We start from the raw sequence: 17,193 nt of genomic DNA on the forward strand, positions 1-17,193 counted from the left end.
GATGGATCGACCCGAAGAACCACGGAACGAATCCGAACGATACGAACAATCATCCGATGAGAGCGGCTTCCCGCCCCGTCAGCCGGCAACGAGCGAACCGGTCAGCCCTTATCGTGAACCATATGAAGAACAACCAGAACCACCACGGCGTCGCGGTGCCGGAAAAGCCTTTTTCGTCGGTCTAATCGGCGGAATCGTCGGAGCCTTATTGATCGCCCTCGTCGCGTGGCCGTTCGTCCGCGATGAGATGACGAGTCCGACTCCGGTTTCGTCGACGACAGCGGAACAGACTGCGACACAGACGACAGAGGATGAAGCCGACATCGTCGGTGCGGTCGGTAAGACGAAGGAAGCCGTCGTGAGCGTGACGAACCTCCAGAGCTCGTTCCAAGGAACCGATCAGGAAACGGGTGCGGGGTCCGGCGTCATCTATAAAAAAGACGGCAATAAAGCCTACGTCGTCACGAACTACCACGTCGTCGAAGGCGCGAGCCGCCTGTCTGTCACGTTATCTGACGGAACAGCACTCGAGGCAAAAGTCCTCGGCGAAGATCCGACGTACGATTTAGCGGTCCTGTCGATTGATTCATCGAAAGTGACACAAGTCGCAAAACTGGGGGATTCGGATACGTTACGTGCCGGTGAAACGGTGCTTGCGATCGGGAACCCGCTCGGAATCTTCGCGAACTCGGTCACACGCGGTGTCATCAGTGCGCAGGAACGGACGGTTCCAGTTGATACGAACAAGGATGGGCAGCAAGACTTTAATACAGAAGTCATTCAAACCGATGCAGCAATCAACCCGGGGAACTCCGGTGGAGCGCTCATCAACACAGCCGGTCAATTAATCGGAATCAACTCGATGAAGATTGCGGAAGCAAGTGTCGAAGGAGTCGGATTTGCGATTCCGATCAACGAAGCGTTACCGATCATGCGTGACCTCGAGCAAAACGGTGAAGTCGTACGTCCACAGCTCGGGATTCAGATTCGTGACGTGCAGGAATTCCCAAGCGGATATCGCGAAGATCGTCTGAAATTACCGGATGATGTCACGAAAGGAATCGTCGTCGTCGGTCTGACACGTAATAGTGGAGCCGAAAAAGCGGGAATGAAGGCAAACGATGTCATCGTTGAGATCAACGGAAAAGCAATTGCATCGTTCGCCGATTTAAAAAGTGTACTGTACCGGGATGCAAAAGTCGGTGAAACAGTCAAAGTCACGTTCTACCGAGGCGGTGAAAAACAGACAGCAGATGTGAAGTTGTCGGCTCAGTCACCAACTGTTCAATAAGGCATAACCTGAAAAACCATCCACAGGTCCGACCTGTGGATGGTTTTTTGAGTGAGGAAACCTGCGCCTTTTCCGGTCAGGAAGGTCGATATTTGTTATACTGGAAACGGATAAATGTGGATAAGTGAAAGGAGGAGACAACCTGTGGATAAGTACGTTTGTTTAGAACATGTCGAGCTCGCACTTGACGAAATCGTAGATGAAACAGAACAATACCCGATTCTCGATCAGCTAAATCCAGAAAAAAACATCACGTGTGAATACTGCGAGGCACCGGCAACATATCTTGTGTCAAGCAAAAAATAAATATCAACATGTGGATTTGTGGATAACTCTGTGGATAACTCCTGAATTTTCTGTCAGAAAGCGAGAAAAAAGATGCAAATTACCATCATTACGGTCGGAAAGCTAAAAGAGAAGTATTTGAAGCAAGGCATCGCCGAATATACGAAGCGTCTTGGCGCCTACTGCTCGATCCAAGAAATCGAGGTCGCGGACGAAAAGGCACCAGAGCAGTTGAGTGAAGCGGAGATGGCGCAAGTGAAGAAAAAAGAGGGCGAACGGATTTTAGCGAAGATTGGACCGGATGTTCATGTCCTCGCACTTGCTATCGAAGGAAAACAACGGACAAGTGAACAGTTTGCAAAAGAACTCGATCAATTCGCGACATACGGCAAGAGCAAGATTGCTTTCGTCATCGGCGGATCACTCGGTCTTGCACCAGAAGTGATGCAGCGTGCGAATGATACAATCTCGTTTTCAAAGATGACATTCCCGCATCAATTGATGAAGATGATTCTCTGTGAACAGATTTATCGGGCGTACCGGATTAATCGGAATGAACCGTATCACAAGTAAGTGCGGTTTTAAATAAATCATCAATGACAGTGGTTTTACTGTAGTTGGTGGTTTATTTTTGTTTGTAAGAGATTGAAGATTTGCAGGTGATTTAGAGGAGGGCGTAACATATTCTAAATAGATATTTAAGTTGAGGATTCCGAAAAAAGAAAAAACTAAGGCCGATTTTCTTTTTATAGAAAATCGGCCTTTACAAATCATTTATGGGTTTTTCATGAACCTTATTAGATGTTTAATATGTCTTTAAATGTAAGGTAATTACATTATACATCGGTGATAATTCAGCTTTTACTGAGGGTCCAGCAAAAGGTGGAGAAATCTTTAACGGTGCAAATAAATTTGTTCTAGGTGTTTATAATTAATTTTTTTAACCATTAAATATATTGATAAAGCAATCCGTCTCGTGTATCAAACCAAAGTAATTTCGCATGTTTTTTCTTTGGAATATTTACTTGTAACGCCCATTCTGGAAACTGTTTATATATTTGAATTTGGTCTCCTGTTGCAAGTGCAATAAATGATACATAATGATCCTTTGTCATAGGATGCTCGGCTGAAATCGAATATTGCATATCAATCTCTTCTATTTTTAATTTTTGTTCATCATTTGCTTTTGTTGCGACTAAAGCATCTAATTTTCTTCCACAACAAGAAACGACGAAATTTCCTGTTGCTAATCCTATATTTGAACAGTTTGGACATACATAATAACTTGAGTTTTTCATATTTCCTCCTACTACATCTACTGTTTTGATTTCACCAGTTAGTAAATTTTCTATTGGAATATCAAGGAGGGTTGCTAGATGAGGAAGAAGTGTAATATCGGGACATCCAATGCCTCTTTCCCATTTTGAAATGGTACGGTCCGATAAATATAACGCCTCAGCTAATTGCTTTTGCGTCATGTCCTTTTCCTTCCGTAATGTATAAATTAATTGACCAATTTTTTCATTATCCATTTTTTCTCCTCCTACTTCCTTATCATAAGAGCAATCGTGATTTGTGACAACAAACGGAGAGTAGAGTTTGGTGTTAGGTACCAGATACTCAAACAATTCACGGAGAGCCGTATCATTAGTAAGTACGATTTAATAAAGTATCAATTGCAGTAGTTTTCTTGTAGTTGATGGTTTGTTTTTTTTGGTATGTAATTATTTGATGGGGCCGAATTCGGTACGACTTGTCGAGGAACTTCTAATTAAAAATCCAGATGCCATAACGGGTGGAACAGTTCTTGATCTTGGCTGTGGTAAAGCACTAACATCGGTTTATATTGCCAATGAAACGAATGCAAAGACTGTTTATGCAACAGATTTATGGATTTCTGCAACAGAAAACTGGGAAGCAATACAGGAGTGGAAGCTTGAGGATAAAATGATTCCCATTCATGCGAATGCACTAGACTTACCTTTTGCGAATGATTTTTTTGATGCAATTGTGAGCATCGACTCTTACCATTATTACGGCTGTGAGGAGGAATTTTTTGCGAAAAAAATGCTTCCCCTTTTAAAAAGTGGTGGGTACGTACTCATTAGTGTTCCTGGTTTGAAAACAGAGCTTGAGCAAGTGCCTGAGGTGATGAGTGAATGGCTGGAAGATGCGGTTGATACTTTCCACAGTGCCGATTGGTGGGAAAAACATATTCAACAAGGCTGTGAGGATTTAATCGAAGTGACGGTGTATGAATCGGATCAATTCGAAGCATGTTGGCAGGACTGGATCAATACGGGCAACGAATATGCGATAAATGATGAGAAATTTTTAAACCGTGGCTTAAAGGAGTTATTAAACTTTGTCATGATTGTTGTTCGTAAAAAATAGCAACTGTTCAGCTAATATAAAAACATAAATGCTTTTAATGACATGCTTCCCAGTTTGCGAGAAAAGCTTTTTTTAGACTGGACATATAACTCAAAGGCGATCGAAGGTAATACTTTAACGATTAACGAAACAAAAGTTGTGTTAGAAGGTATTACAGTTGGTGGCAAAACAATGCGTGAACATTTAGAGGTCATTAACCACCGCGATGCAATTTCTTATGTTGAAGATGTTATGCATAAAGAGGAGCCATTTTCAGAGTGGCAAATCAAAAATTTACATCGTCTTGTATTAAAAGGCATTGACGATAGCTATGCCGGTGTTTACCGAGACCAGCAAGTATTTATTTCAGGAGCAGTGCATACACCTCCGCCACCATTTAAAATTCAAGAAGAAATGGATGTATTAATGTCTTGGTATGACGGAAAGGCGCAAAGCTTACATCCAATCGTACTTGGTGCGATGTTGCATGCAATATTTGTGGGCATTCATCCATTTATTGATGGAAATGGTCGAACTTCACGACTTTTATTAAACTTAGAGTTAATGAAGTCAGGCTATCCACCAATAATTATTCGTGTAGAAAACAGATTAGCTTACTATAATGCTTATCCACCAATAATTATTCGTGTAGAAAACAGATTAGCTTACTATAATGCTTTAAATAAAGTACATACAACGAAGGATTATGCTGATTTTATAGAGCTTGTTGCGAAGGAAGTAGAAGCTTCATTAGATTTATATTTAAGCGCAATTTAAAACCGCACTTAACTACATTACGGAGAGCCTTATCATAAATAAACAGTATTTAGATGACCGCCTTAAGTGGAGTAACTGATACTCGAGGTGGTCTTTTTTAAATAATAAGATCAACCCTTATATCACAATTAACATAATAAATATAAATGAAAGGTATACATAATGGTTATTCAGATTATAGAACAGAAAACACGTAGTCAGATTAAAGACTTTTTTACTGTGCACTGGGGCAGTTCACAAATGGTAACGTCAACAGGTGTTCATGATTGCAGTCTGTTGGATGGATTTTATGTTACGAATGATGATCATGAAATCATTGGACTAATCACCTATCATATTACTTCACAGACGTGCGAAATCATTTCACTGGATAGTCTTGAAGAAAATAAAGGAATCGGTTCACAATTGATGCAAATGGTAGAAGAAAAGGCAACACAGCAACAATGCAACTTGCTGACGCTCGTTACGACAAACGACAATTAACGTGCGATACGTTTCTATCAACATCGGGGATATACAATATCGCAGGTGATTCCGAATGCTGTAGAACTTGCACGCAAAATAAAACCGGAAATTCCGTTGTACAATGAAAAGGGAGTTTCGATTAAAGACGAAATCGTCTTGATAAAACATTTATGAGTTACTTATTCGTTGTTGATGATAGAACTTCTAAATAATCCTTCTCACTCTTGAATTGATCATTCACAATCAAATCTGGTGAAATCAAATAGGTTCCGGCATATTCACCGTGCTTAATTTTGAAATAGCATGTCTTAGGTGCAAGTAGACTTTTCGATCGATGAATCTGCTCTCGTGATAGTGGCGTCCAATCTGATTGATCTTGTGAATTAGCGAAAGAGACAATAATCGATTGGTCCGCTTGAATCAACAGTACAAGATCGTTGTCTTGTAAACGCGATGGATTGACGTGGGCTAGGATCGGGTCGGCAGACTTAGCGATAAAACCGCCAATAGTACGGTGCGACTGTTGTTCCTTGATGAATTGTTGAATCATAGTTATCCCCCTGACTGGATATATAGATTACTCCGACTTTTCTTTTGTGATGAGACCGATACCGCAACCAAACAACATGATGATGCCCGTAACGAGTAACGCAGGCACGTGACTTTCTAGTGCCATATAGAGACCTGCACCACTTAAGATGACGCCGTTGGGATCAAAACGTTTCGCATGAGCTATACCCCCCTAAACAGATGATGACGTTGTTCTCACTATACCGGATAGAACGTCAGATAAAGTGTATGATTTAGTAAATAATGACAATCTGATTTTGAATATATAGAACGAAAATAGACGCCGCCCATTAACTTGGACAGCGTCTGTTCTTCATTATGTTCGCTCTAGTATATTGACGAGCATCTGATGGATGACGTCATGATCACGAACGTCATGGACACGATAACTTCCGGGTAACGTATAGACGTCTATCGCTCCGACGTAAGCAATCTTCAGTTCCAACGTCCCACCCTCCTGACAGGTCGTCCGGAGTTCGAGTTCACCGCTGATGACACCGACTTCTTGCGTCATGACACCATGTGTGGCGGTAAAGGTAGAGGTTTTCGTTTCCATCGAATCGACTCCTTTTTAGTATGTACATGTGTTCAACATCGTTTGTAAGGCAGTTTTTTCACTCGACTGTAAGCTGAGGTTCCAGCGACTCTTCGTATTGATCCACATCTTCGAGTAAGCGCAGCTCGCACCTGCCCGTGTCGGCTTCCATGTCGACGGATCCTGATCCCCTTTTGAACGGTTCGAGCTCGCAGAGACAGCAATCAATTGCGGACCTGTTAAATCGTTTGCGAACGCTTGACGTGTCGTTGTCGTCCAACTGCTTGCTCCTGAGCGCCATGCTTCCGCAAGCGGTACGACGTGATCAATGTCGAGGTCAGACGGGTTCGTGAATGTCAGTCCGTCATAGTAACTATACCAAGAACCGGATGTAACGGGGCACGATCCGACATATGAATCAGCGTCACGTTTTAAGACGACTTGTCGTGTGTCACAGCCGCTTCCTTGACTGCTCCAGTGCGGGAACAAATCACGTGAATAACCGGTCATGCTGCCTTCTGTTTTAACCGTTAAGGCATCGAGTTGAGACTGGGCCGTCGCTTTCGATGAGATGCCCGATGGTAACGCGGAAACAGACGTCGTATCGAATTGGAAAGCGGTCAGGTAGACGAGTACAGTGATGACGATGGACTTGATGGCTTTGAACACGTGTCATTCCTCCTATGTATGAGACGAGATGATGTGAAGACACCCTTCACAATTTTTAGTATGCCATCACTTATTTAGGAGAAAATGAACATCGTGTAAATGTTATCAAAATTAAACTTTTGTCATTATTTGAACTACCTCCACCTACGCTTTCCTTAGAGATAGAGGATTCCTGAGTGATCCGACCTAACGGTCGAAACCTGATCAGGCTAACCCCGTCGTCCTGACGGTTGAAGAAGCTAAGATGCGTTCGGCTTCTTTTTTGAGATTCAGTCCTGCATTCACATCACGGTCGTGGTGGATTCCGCAATTCGGACATGTCCATTCACGCAAGCCAAGATATTTCACGTCTTTGTGTTGATGACCGCAACCGGAGCACAGTTGGCTAGAAGCGAAAGTCTTCCCAACCTTCACGATGGTCTTCCCGTACCATCCTGCCTTGTACTCCAGCATGAGGAAAAACGTTGACCAACTGACCTCGGAGATGGACTTGCTCAACCTGCGGTTCTTCTGCATGTTTTTCACCTGCAAGGTCTCGATGCCGATGACGTCGTGGTTTTTGACGATCTCGGTGGATACCTTGTGCAGGAAGTCGGTTCGCTTGTTTGCGATTTTTTCGTGGATGCGTGCGACCTTTCGTTTCTGCTTTTGGTAGTTCCTCGCCTCGGACAGCTTAACTTTCTTAGCCAAGGCCATGCGCTGACGTCGAGAGAGCTTGCGTTGCTCGCGTGCCAGCTTTTTCTCAAGCGTTTGGAAGTAACGGTCGTTTTGGTAGACCATGCCGTCCGACAGGATGGCGAAGTGCTTCAACCCGACATCGACGCCGATGGATGAACCCGTCTTCGGCAGTTCGTGGATTTCTTGCTCGACGAGCAGGGAGACAAAGTATTTCCCTGAAGCGTTTCGTCGGATCGTGGCGTTCAAGATTCGTCCTACTACCTGCCTCGAGTTGGCAAAACGCACCCACTTCAGCCTAGGGAGTTTAAGCATATTGCCTAAAATCGAGACTTCCGGAAGTTGAGACTTACCTTGGATGTTCGTCTTATAGGATTGGACAGGGTTTCGCTTCGATTTGAATCGAGGCCGTTTGTTCTGCTTCTTGAAGAAGCGGTCATACGCATCGATCAGGTGTTTGACACTCGATTGAAGCGAATGACTATCGACTTCTTTCAGCCAGTCGAACTCTTGCTTCAGCACCGGGATTTCTTTTGAACAAGAACCGTAAGACAGTCCTTTGCCTGTCCCTTTATACGTTTCATCCCACTTCGCTAAGAAGTGGTTGAAGACGAAGCGCGAACAACCAATGGTCTTCGCAATCAGGATTTCCTGCTCTTTTGTCGGGTATATCCTGAATTTGTATGCCTTATGCTTCAACATGATTTTCACCTCCTATGAAGAGTTTATACCCGAAATGGAAGGGGACGATTCACCTCTCACTTTCACTTAATTTAGATAGAAGGGTCTGATGTTAGAATTTAAGGTGTTCTAAAGCCAATCAAATCCTTCGAAAAGATGTCGGGTCATCTCGCATATGGTACGCTTTTCAGGAAGCAGGATTTTAATGATTCGAGGAGCTGGTATGCATGAATAAAAAAGACATCGCTGACATCCGTCGTCACTTCAAGATGGATGCCGATTTACTAAAAATCCATGAAATCTACAACGTCTATATCCGAAAAGAGACGAGCGAAATCTATCATGAGGAAGCCCGACCGTTTCCGTTGCTTGATCCGGAGCAACAGGAACTGTTCCTTGCGAACTTCAAGAAGGTACTAGGTGGAAAACTCGACGTCAAGCTGTTCGAGGTCAAGTTCACCCATCCGGAAGAAGGAGAGACGGGTCATACACAGCAGCTTCTTTATGAAGGACTGTATGCGGAAGAGCCGGAGGACTGGGTCGAACAGATGCAGACGATGGCGTTGAAGATGGTTCAGGACGTCCAGTACGAGAATGACCTCGTCGTCACGTTCATTCGCGGACAATACTATAAAACGACGAAGCGCCAAGCGGACGAGACGGAGATCGATCCGAATGACGACGTCTATACGACGCCGTTCATTCTCGGTAGTCTTAACTTAACGGAGTTACCGAAACAATCGCTCGTCTTTGATTTCGTTGAACGCGAATTCAAGTCGAACTTGTTCATCAATCCGGTCATCAAACTGGCGTCGCCGATCAGTGGATTCCTCTTCCCGACCTTCACCGACAATGCGGCAGACGTCAATCATGTCTTGTATGCGGCAGGTAAGCCGAATAAACCGGATTTCGGCTTCCTTGAAAATGTCTTGAACGGTCAACCGATCGTCACAGCAGATGAGGATAAAGCGATCTTCGAGGAAATCGTCAAATCAGTCGTCGGTGAATCGATGGATACGAAGACGTTAGCCGGTGTCTATGAAAACATCAACCAGTTGATCGTCGTCGAAGAGGATCAAGATGAGGAAGAAGTACCGATGCTCGACGTCCAAGAAGTCGAGCGTGTGCTCAAGGCAAGTGGTGTCGAAGACGTCAGCACGGAACAGGTCGAACGGGCGTTCAAGACGGTCGTTGACGATCCGACGTACGAGATGAAGGCGAGTAACATCGTCCCGAACTATGAAGCGAAATCGATTAAAATCAATACGAAGGTCGCAAACATCGCGATCAGTCCGCAAGACTTGAAGTACGTCAAACAAGTCAACTATCAAGGGAAACGCTGCCTGTTGATCGAGGTCGAGGAAGACACGGTCATCGATGGATTTACAATCGTTTCACAAGAACAATTACGATGAGGACCAGCGCAGGCGACTGCGCTGATTTTTTTTAGGTGAAATATTTGCTTCTCCTATCAAAGACAGGTATATTGTGATGTAAGCGGTCTCTTTTTTGAAAAAGAGGCATTCGAAATTTTTTTAGCGGTTATCGAAAGCGCTTTCGATAACGGTTTAACCAGAAAGGAAGCGATCCATTTGTCTACCGCCTCGATGCAAGATTTACTGCGGACGTTACGAAATCGTTCATCTATCCATCAGGACGGACTCGAAATCGTCGATAAGCCGATTCCTGACGTCTCGACTCCGGGAACACTCGATCCGCGTGTCCGTGAGGTCGTCCTCACGCAGCGTCCATCGGTCTCGATTCCAGAAGGGGCGTCGCCAGTCGAACTGGCACGTGCCGTAATGGGGTGGGACAACGAAGACGTGACGACTCGGCAAATCTCAACAGATGTCCTCGCGATCCCAAGACCCGATACCACGATCGAAGCACGGCTGTATCGTCCGGAAGCGGCGCGTCCGCTCCCGCTTGTCGTCTATTTCCATGGCGGTGGTTTTTTCGGTGGCACGCTCGAGACGGTCGAGAATCCATGTAAGGCATTAGCCGATAAAGGGAACGTCGCCGTCTTGTCGGTCGGCTACCGATTGGCACCCGAGCATCCGTTTCCGACAGGACTTGAGGATTGTCATGCAGCGATCGATTGGGCAGTCGAACACGCTGATCGACTTGGGATTGATCCACATGCGATCGCTGTCGCCGGTGATAGTGCCGGTGGGAACTTAGCGACGGTCTGTTGTCTACTCGACCGCGAGCGTCCGACGCCGTATATTCGCTATCAAGTCTTATATTATCCGGTCGTCAATGTCGGGGAACATCCGAATTCGGAATATGACTGGACGCTTGAAGCGTATGACCGACAGACGGAACCGGAGCTACTCGAACGGATCATTTTGTCGCTGCAAGATGAAGAGGGTGTTCTCGAGCAATGGTATGTCCAAGCAAGTGATTCGAAGGATCGACGGATCTCGCCGTTGTTCGCGACGCTCACCGATTTACCAGAGGCACTCGTCATTACGGGAGAGTTTGATTACTTACGTCTCGAAGGAGAAGCGTACGCGAAAAAGCTCGCGCGCGCTGGCGTCAAGACCCGTTATCTCCACTACCGCGGGATGGAGCATGCCTTTCTTGATAAACTCGGTCTGTATCCGCAAGCCGAAGACAGCTTAGACGAAATCGCGAAGGACTTAAAACGACTCTTTTCTCAAACTAACTAACAAAGGTGGATGACGCATGACATACACGCTCGATTGGCAAGCCTATACAAAACTCGCACGACAAACGGTCGCTGAAGGGGCGGTCCTCTTACAAAATGATGGTGTACTTCCGTTGCAACCCGAAACAACGGTCGCAGTCTTTGGACGTAACCAGTTCAACTACTATAAAAGTGGCACAGGATCAGGCGGGATGGTCAACGTCACGAACCTCGTTAGTCCACTCGACATGCTACGCGAAGACGTGACGTTGAACGCAGACGTCCTCAAGGCGTACGAGAACTGGCTTGAAGACCATCCGTTTGACCAAGGGGAAGGTTGGGCAGCCGAGCCGTGGTCGCAAGAAGAGATGCCGCTTGACGCGACACTCGTTCAGCAAGCAGCGCTTGACTCCGATGTTGCCTTGATCATGATTGGTCGTACGGCTGGGGAAGACCGCGACAATACAGCAGATCCAGGGAGTTATTTTTTAACGGAGACGGAACAGGAGATGCTCCGACTCGTGACGACACACTTCAAACAGACCGTCGTCGTCTTGAACGTCGGGAATATCATCGATATGCGCTGGGTCGAAGAGACGACGCCAAGTGCTGTCCTCTACGCGTGGCAAGGAGGAATGGAAGGCGGAACTGGACTGAGTGATCTTTTGCTCGGCCGCGTCTCGCCGTCTGGGAAACTACCGGATACGATCGTTCGTTCACTCGATGATTATCCGTCGACACCATACTTCGGTCATGCGGATCGCGCGTTGTATCAAGAAGACATCTATGTCGGGTACCGTTACTTCGAGACGTTCGCACCGGAAGTGGTCTTGTATCCGTTCGGGTACGGATTATCGTATACGTCGTTCAACCTTGCGACAGATGTGACGACGTCAGCTGATGCTTGGACGATTACAGCGACAGTGACGAATACCGGTCAGACGAGCGGGAAGGAAGTCGTACAAGGTTATCTCGAGAAACCACAAGGACAACTCGGTAACCCAACGCGTCAACTCGTGACGTTCGGCAAGACAAAAGAACTCGCACCGGGCGAGCAAGAATCTCTCACACTCGTCGTACCGTTCGCCTCGTTCGCGAGTTATGACGATAGTGGTGTCACCGGGCATAAATCGTCTTATGTCATCGAACCTGGCACGTATCAGCTTTATCTCGGAACGGACGTCCGGTCGGCGGTTCCAGTCGCAAGCCATTCCGTCGAGACGCTTGACGTCACGGACGTCTTAACGGAGAACATGGCACCGGTGACGGCGTTTGAACGCATCAAACCGCAAGCGACCGAAACGGGATATACGGTGACGTATGAAACAACACCACTACGGACGATCGATCCGGAACAACGCCGTCAACAGGAGCGTCCTATTGACCGGACACAGACGGAAGATGCCGGTTGGAAGTTACGCGACGTCAAAGAAGAGCGTGTTACGCTCGAGACGTTCCTCGATCAATTGACGAATGCGGATCTCGCCGCGATCGTCCGGGGGGAAGGGATGAACTCACCGCGCGTTACACCGGGAACGGCGGGCGCCTTTGGTGGCGTGACGGCAGAACTCGAAGCACTCGGTATTCCAGCAGGCTGTTGCGCAGATGGTCCGTCTGGGATCCGGATGGACATCGGAACGAAAGCCTTCTCGTTACCGAACGGAACGTTGCTTGCCTCGACGTTCAACACAACATTGATTGCCGATCTATTTGAGATGACAGGTCTCGAGTTACGGAAGAACGAGATTGATACGTTGCTTGGACCCGGGATGAACCTCCATCGTCATCCACTCAACGGACGGAACTTCGAGTATTTCTCGGAAGATTCGTATCTGACTGGAAAAATGGCCGTGGCACAGCTCGACGGAATGCACCGGGTTGGTGTGACAGGAACGTTGAAGCACTTCAGTGCCAACAACCAAGAGTTCCACCGACACGATCTGGATTCAATCGTATCAGAACGGGCGTTACGTGAGTTGTATCTGAAAGGGTTCGAGATGGCCGTCAAGGACGGGAAAGCCTACTCGATCATGACGACGTATGGTGCCGTCAATGGCATCTGGACTGCTGGCTTATACGATCAGAACACGCGCATTCTACGTGATGAATGGGGCTTTGACGGAATCGTCATGACGGACTGGTGGGCGAAGATCAACGCTGAAGGGTTAGAAGCAAATCGTCAGCAAACGGCGACGATGGTCTGTTCGCAAAACGATCTCTATATGGTCGTCGGTGAACCAGGAACGAATCCGTTCGAGGATGATACGCTGACGGCTCTCGCTGACGGAACACTTCGACGTTCCGAGTTACTGCGCAGTGCCGCGAACATCTGTCAGTTCCTGTTGCGTTCACCAGTCATGGACCGCGTGATGGGAACAGCAACATCGATTGAGGTCCTCGGGGCACCGGTCGAAGAAGAGACGCTCGAAGATCAAGCCGTCTCACACCAACGTCTCGTCAGTGGAGATGCCTTCCCGTTAACGGACGTCACGACGACGACAGGCAGCAGTCACGTCTTCGCTGTCACGGCGGAAGAGACAGGAATGTACCAGGTCACGTTGACGGCACGTTCGAATGCCGGTGAACGGGCGCAAATGCCGGTGACACTATTTGCGAACAACATGCCGGTTGCAACCTTCACCTTCAACGGAACGAACGGCGAGTGGGTCAGTCAGACGAAGGATGTCTTCGTCTTCAATCCGCATAACTATTTAAAACTCTACTTTGCACTCGGTGGTCTGGAGTTAAAAGAGTTGACGTTCACGCTTGCGGAATCGTTTCATATGAAGAACGGCTAATCACATTAGCCGGACGGAAAGGACGGATTGCGTGCAGTTTTCCATCATCAAAAAGCGGGTCGAGCAACTGCTCGCCCCGTCGTTACAGGGACGGATTGCTTTTCATGCAACTGTCTACCGGATTCAAGATAACCCCAGTCGTGTCTGGATGACGTTTGACGGAGAAGAGATTCTTGGAGCAGACGATTTTCGCTTCGAACGGGAAGTCGATCGGCGTTACGCGTTACGGGCTGCACAGTTACCGGAAAAACCTGACGGAGCGTTATGGCAGTCCGACTGGTTGGAACAGTCGCATGCGTTATCCGCTGAGATCGAACAACAAGTCAAACAAGATGGGTATCTAGAGAACTATGAGATGCAACAAGATTTGTTAGAGTATCCGAATCTTGCGTTTGAACAAGCACTCGTTCATCCACATCCTTTCATCCGTGGTATCGCACGGCTCGATCGGCGACTCGGCAAACGACGTTTCCTATCGCTGACGCATCAGTCTGATTTTGAACAATGGTGTGCAGATACACGTCAAACTATCGAACACTGGTGACACGAAAAAAGCACGCTTCCTCAAGTCGAGGAGGCGTGCTTTGCTGTTAGATTGAAAACGAGTTGACCTCGTGAATCCCTTCTTCTTCAACGAAGGCGTCGAGTAAGGCACGCACTTCGTCCGTTGAGTTCGTCTCCATCAATTTGACCCGCAGTTCACTCGCACCGCGGAAACCGCGGACGTAAATCTTGAAGAACCGGCGTAATGGTTTGAAGAGACGTGGCTCGAATTGAGCCGAGTAATGATCGTGCAGATCGAGCTGGAGACGTAACAAATCGAGGAGTTCTTGGCTCGAATGTTCTTTTTTCTCGACTTCGAATGCAAACGGATTGTGGAAGATCCCGCGACCGATCATGACGCCGTCGACACCGTATTTCTCGACGAGTTCAAGCCCGTGTTGGCGATCATTGATATCCCCATTGATCGTCAGTAACGTCTGTGGTGCGATCTCATCGCGTAACTTCTTGATTTCCGGAATCAATTCGAAGTGCGCTGGAACGGCGCTCATCTCTTTACGTGTCCGGAGGTGAATCGAGAGGTTCGCGATATCTTGCTCGAGGATGTGGCGCAACCAATCGTGCCACTCTTCGACCTTCGTATAGCCGAGACGCGTTTTGACGCTGACTGGGAGACCGCCTGCTTTTGCAGCTTGGATCAGTTCAGCTGCAACTTCCGGACGATTGATCAAACCGGAGCCTTTGCCGTTCACGGCCACATTATGGACGGGACAGCCCATGTTGATGTCGATTCCGCTAAAGCCCATCTCTGCCATGCCGATGCTCATTTCGCGAAAATATTCCGGTTTGTCGCCCCAGATGTGAGCGACCATTGGTTGTTCATCCTCCGTGAACTCGAGACGTCCGCGGACGCTCTGTTTGCCTTTCGGATGACAATAGCTTTCTGTATTCGTAAATTCCGTGAAGAAGACGTCCGGACGCGCCGCTTTTGCGACGACGTGGCGGAAGACGACGTCGGTGACGTCTTCCATCGGTGCTAAGACGAAAAATGGTCGTGGTAGGTCCTGCCAAAAGTTCTTTTTCATAGTATATTAAACCCTTTCCTTAAGGTAATGCACATGTGTGGTTAAAGAATTTCATCAACTATACACTTTAAGCGCTCTGGCTAAAAAGTGCAAGTGAGTGCTATTCGTTACCGTGAGGAAAGAGAGCGATCCATCATATGCCGTGACATCCAGTCCGGACCCGGAATCAGGTGTCCGGCTTCGTCCTTATAGATGACGTGTTCTGGGCGAAGTTCCGTCGGTGAGACGAGTCCTGCTGCCGCCGTCAGATTGTAGAGTCCTTCTCGTAACGAGATGATGTAGTTCGTCACGCGGAAACTTTTTTCGTCGACGATCAGCGCCTTCTGCAGTTTCGGATCAGTCGTCGCGACGCCGACTGGACAGTGATTCGTATGACAGACTTGGGCTTGAATACAGCCGACATTAAACATTAAACCACGCGCGATGTTGACGAAGTCAGCGCCGAGGGCGAGAGCGATCGCAATCTTATCAGCACTGATCAGCTTACCAGATGCGAACACTTTGACCTTGTCGCGTAAACCGGCTTCTGTCAAAAGTTGATGGACGAACGGTAATGCGGAAAAGAGTGGTAGGCCGGCAGCATCCGCAAGTTCTTGGAACGTCGCGCCTGTCCCTCCTTCGCCCCCGTCGACCGTCATGAGGTCTGGATGACGACCGGATTCTTTCATATAAGCAATCAACTGACGCATGTCTTCAAGATTACCGACGACGACTTTGATCCCGACTGGTTTTCCGCCAATCTCACGTAGACGTTCGACCCAGTCGAGCATCGTCTCTGGTGTCGTGAATTCATTAAACCGGTTCGGACTATCGATGCCGACACCGACTTTGACCTTCCGGACAGCGGCAATCTCTTCTGTGACCTTTGCGCCTTCTAAATGTCCGCCGCGCGTTTTAGCCCCTTGGGCAAGCTTTAGTTCGAAGGCTTTGACTTGCGGTAACTCACCTTTTTTCTGGAATTCGTCGAACGAAAAATCACCGTCCTCCGTCCGGACACCGAACAGACCGGGACCAATCTGACAGATGATGTCGACGTCACCTTTGAGATGAAAATCGGACAAACCACCTTCACCGGTATTCATCCAGCTTCCTTTAGCGCGACCAAGTCCGATCGAGAGAGCGGTAATGGCCCGGTCACCGAGTGCACCAAAACTCATTGCCGATTGACCGATCAGTCCTTGGATTTGATAAGGCTGACGACATGTCTTCGCCCCGATGATCGGTGCATCCTCCATTTTCAAGAGATAGGGTGAGATTTGCTTGGCAACAAGATGTTCTTTCCGCGTAAACAGTTCATCGCGATCAATTTGATAAATGTGCGTATCGACACGTTCTGATTGATCGATCCGTAATTCCTGTCGATTCGTTGGAAAGAGGGCGTTTTGTACATAAAAACCAGCTTCTTCAAAATTACGTTCCGAGCCAAAACCAAGAATCCGACTTTGGTATTTGCCAGAAAGGACAGCTGTCTTGTATTCATTGCGGGAGAAGGGTTTGCCTTCGTTATTGTTGAGAAATAAGTATTGGCGGAGTTCCGGTCCCATGTTTTCGAGGATATAGCGCATCTTTCCGAGAACGGGGAAGTTGCGCAGAACCGCATGTTCTTGCTGGCGACGATCGGCGCGCCAGACGTGCCAAAAGAGGATGGGTGGGACAAGGATGATCAACAGGGCGATTGCGAGTAAAATGAAGAGCACAATCGTATCGATAGACATCAAAATTCCTTCTTTCCCGTAGATTCGTGTTATGTAACTTGATACCACTGAAGCTTCTGTTACAAACTGCACCAACTGACTATTTCCAGATTTTGAATCTTTTCTGTCAGTAATGTCGTAAAT

Annotated in this window: 17 protein-coding genes; 10 read left to right on the forward strand and 7 right to left on the reverse strand. The window is 47.3% G+C overall.

Going from position 1 to position 17,193, the window contains the following annotated elements:
* The first annotated feature begins 1 nt into the window (after position 1).
* The 3 genes from B3M90_RS05670 (at position 2) to rlmH (ending at position 2,149) form a co-directional block, all read left to right on the forward strand.
* Positions 2–1,291, forward strand: coding sequence for a S1C family serine protease (locus B3M90_RS05670; protein WP_214856543.1), 1,290 nt, complete (start codon positions 2–4; stop codon positions 1,289–1,291).
* Positions 1,292–1,435: 144 nt separating this feature from the next.
* Positions 1,436–1,597, forward strand: coding sequence for a CxxH/CxxC protein (locus B3M90_RS05675; RefSeq protein ID WP_069201504.1), 162 nt, complete (start codon positions 1,436–1,438; stop codon positions 1,595–1,597).
* A 72-nt stretch (positions 1,598–1,669) separates the two neighbouring features.
* Positions 1,670–2,149, forward strand: a complete 480-nt coding sequence (rlmH, locus tag B3M90_RS05680; RefSeq protein ID WP_290755957.1) for a 23S rRNA (pseudouridine(1915)-N(3))-methyltransferase RlmH — start codon at positions 1,670–1,672, stop codon at positions 2,147–2,149.
* A gap of 374 nt (positions 2,150–2,523) precedes the next feature.
* On the opposite strand, the gene B3M90_RS05685 is transcribed toward rlmH, so the two are convergent.
* Positions 2,524–3,108, reverse strand: a complete 585-nt coding sequence (locus tag B3M90_RS05685; protein ID WP_214684918.1) for a helix-turn-helix domain-containing protein — start codon at positions 3,106–3,108, stop codon at positions 2,524–2,526.
* Positions 3,109–3,307: 199 nt separating this feature from the next.
* Here B3M90_RS05685 and B3M90_RS05690 point away from each other — a divergent pair, with 199 nt between their 5' ends.
* The 3 genes from B3M90_RS05690 to B3M90_RS14535 all read left to right on the forward strand — a co-directional run bounded on the left by B3M90_RS05690 (position 3,308) and on the right by B3M90_RS14535 (position 5,209).
* Entirely contained in the window at positions 3,308–3,970 is a 663-nt protein-coding gene (locus B3M90_RS05690) for an SAM-dependent methyltransferase (protein WP_290782914.1), read from the forward strand.
* 42 nt (positions 3,971–4,012) lie between these two features.
* Entirely contained in the window at positions 4,013–4,726 is a 714-nt protein-coding gene (locus B3M90_RS05695; protein WP_290782916.1) for a Fic family protein, read from the forward strand.
* A 240-nt stretch (positions 4,727–4,966) separates the two neighbouring features.
* Positions 4,967–5,209: a GNAT family N-acetyltransferase gene (locus tag B3M90_RS14535; RefSeq protein WP_414655226.1), complete on the forward strand. Its 243-nt coding sequence runs from the start codon at positions 4,967–4,969 to the stop codon at positions 5,207–5,209.
* A gap of 157 nt (positions 5,210–5,366) precedes the next feature.
* Here the strand turns inward: B3M90_RS14535 and B3M90_RS05705 are convergent, their stop codons facing one another.
* The 4 genes from B3M90_RS05705 to tnpB all read right to left on the reverse strand — a co-directional run bounded on the left by B3M90_RS05705 (position 5,367) and on the right by tnpB (position 8,342).
* A complete protein-coding gene (locus B3M90_RS05705) occupies positions 5,367–5,741 on the reverse strand; it encodes a hypothetical protein (RefSeq protein ID WP_290782918.1) in 375 nt (124 codons plus the stop codon).
* Positions 5,742–6,077: 336 nt separating this feature from the next.
* The gene (locus B3M90_RS05710; RefSeq protein ID WP_290782920.1) at positions 6,078–6,317 is read right to left on the reverse strand and encodes a hypothetical protein; all 240 of its coding nucleotides are present in this window, start codon (positions 6,315–6,317) and stop codon (positions 6,078–6,080) included.
* A 15-nt stretch (positions 6,318–6,332) separates the two neighbouring features.
* Positions 6,333–6,965 (reverse strand): HNH endonuclease family protein, encoded by a 633-nt coding sequence (locus B3M90_RS05715; protein ID WP_290782922.1) that lies wholly within the window; start codon positions 6,963–6,965, stop codon positions 6,333–6,335.
* Positions 6,966–7,169: 204 nt separating this feature from the next.
* The gene (tnpB, locus tag B3M90_RS05720) at positions 7,170–8,342 is read right to left on the reverse strand and encodes an IS200/IS605 family element RNA-guided endonuclease TnpB (protein ID WP_290782924.1); all 1,173 of its coding nucleotides are present in this window, start codon (positions 8,340–8,342) and stop codon (positions 7,170–7,172) included.
* 206 nt (positions 8,343–8,548) lie between these two features.
* On the opposite strand from tnpB, the gene B3M90_RS05725 reads away from it, so the two are divergent.
* From B3M90_RS05725 to B3M90_RS05740, 4 genes are all read left to right on the forward strand, one after another.
* A complete protein-coding gene (locus B3M90_RS05725; protein ID WP_290755971.1) occupies positions 8,549–9,736 on the forward strand; it encodes a DUF4317 domain-containing protein in 1,188 nt (395 codons plus the stop codon).
* Positions 9,737–9,928: 192 nt separating this feature from the next.
* The gene (locus tag B3M90_RS05730; RefSeq protein WP_290782926.1) at positions 9,929–10,993 is read left to right on the forward strand and encodes an alpha/beta hydrolase; all 1,065 of its coding nucleotides are present in this window, start codon (positions 9,929–9,931) and stop codon (positions 10,991–10,993) included.
* A gap of 16 nt (positions 10,994–11,009) precedes the next feature.
* The gene (locus B3M90_RS05735; protein ID WP_290782928.1) at positions 11,010–13,769 is read left to right on the forward strand and encodes a glycoside hydrolase family 3 protein; all 2,760 of its coding nucleotides are present in this window, start codon (positions 11,010–11,012) and stop codon (positions 13,767–13,769) included.
* Between the two features lie 31 nt (positions 13,770–13,800).
* A complete protein-coding gene (locus B3M90_RS05740; protein WP_290782929.1) occupies positions 13,801–14,313 on the forward strand; it encodes an SF0329 family protein in 513 nt (170 codons plus the stop codon).
* A 46-nt stretch (positions 14,314–14,359) separates the two neighbouring features.
* On the opposite strand, the gene B3M90_RS05745 is transcribed toward B3M90_RS05740, so the two are convergent.
* Together B3M90_RS05745 and B3M90_RS05750 are read right to left on the reverse strand one after the other, a co-directional pair.
* Complete coding sequence (locus B3M90_RS05745; protein ID WP_029343007.1) at positions 14,360–15,355, reverse strand: tRNA dihydrouridine synthase; 996 nt, start codon at positions 15,353–15,355, stop codon at positions 14,360–14,362.
* Positions 15,356–15,462: 107 nt separating this feature from the next.
* Positions 15,463–17,070, reverse strand: coding sequence for an FMN-binding glutamate synthase family protein (locus tag B3M90_RS05750; protein WP_290782931.1), 1,608 nt, complete (start codon positions 17,068–17,070; stop codon positions 15,463–15,465).
* Positions 17,071–17,193 lie beyond the last annotated feature (123 nt).

Source organism: Exiguobacterium sp. UBA6309, assembly GCF_002439205.1.
Lineage (GTDB): Bacteria > Bacillota > Bacilli > Exiguobacteriales > Exiguobacteriaceae > Exiguobacterium_A.

Excerpts from the sequence above, each read along its gene's own strand:
- B3M90_RS05670 (WP_214856543.1), top strand. The coding sequence starts at position 2 with ATGGATCGACCCGAAGAACCACGGAACGAATCCGAACGATACGAACAA.
- rlmH (WP_290755957.1), top strand. The coding sequence starts at position 1,670 with ATGCAAATTACCATCATTACGGTCGGAAAGCTAAAAGAGAAGTATTTG.
- B3M90_RS05685 (WP_214684918.1), bottom strand. The coding sequence starts at position 3,108 with ATGGATAATGAAAAAATTGGTCAATTAATTTATACATTACGGAAGGAA.
- B3M90_RS05690 (WP_290782914.1), top strand. The coding sequence starts at position 3,308 with ATGGGGCCGAATTCGGTACGACTTGTCGAGGAACTTCTAATTAAAAAT.
- B3M90_RS05695 (WP_290782916.1), top strand. The coding sequence starts at position 4,013 with ATGCTTCCCAGTTTGCGAGAAAAGCTTTTTTTAGACTGGACATATAAC.
- B3M90_RS14535 (WP_414655226.1), top strand. The coding sequence starts at position 4,967 with ATGGTAACGTCAACAGGTGTTCATGATTGCAGTCTGTTGGATGGATTT.
- B3M90_RS05705 (WP_290782918.1), bottom strand. The coding sequence starts at position 5,741 with ATGATTCAACAATTCATCAAGGAACAACAGTCGCACCGTACTATTGGC.
- B3M90_RS05710 (WP_290782920.1), bottom strand. The coding sequence starts at position 6,317 with ATGGAAACGAAAACCTCTACCTTTACCGCCACACATGGTGTCATGACG.
- tnpB (WP_290782924.1), bottom strand. The coding sequence starts at position 8,342 with ATGTTGAAGCATAAGGCATACAAATTCAGGATATACCCGACAAAAGAG.
- B3M90_RS05725 (WP_290755971.1), top strand. The coding sequence starts at position 8,549 with ATGAATAAAAAAGACATCGCTGACATCCGTCGTCACTTCAAGATGGAT.
- B3M90_RS05730 (WP_290782926.1), top strand. The coding sequence starts at position 9,929 with ATGCAAGATTTACTGCGGACGTTACGAAATCGTTCATCTATCCATCAG.
- B3M90_RS05735 (WP_290782928.1), top strand. The coding sequence starts at position 11,010 with ATGACATACACGCTCGATTGGCAAGCCTATACAAAACTCGCACGACAA.
- B3M90_RS05745 (WP_029343007.1), bottom strand. The coding sequence starts at position 15,355 with ATGAAAAAGAACTTTTGGCAGGACCTACCACGACCATTTTTCGTCTTA.
- B3M90_RS05750 (WP_290782931.1), bottom strand. The coding sequence starts at position 17,070 with ATGTCTATCGATACGATTGTGCTCTTCATTTTACTCGCAATCGCCCTG.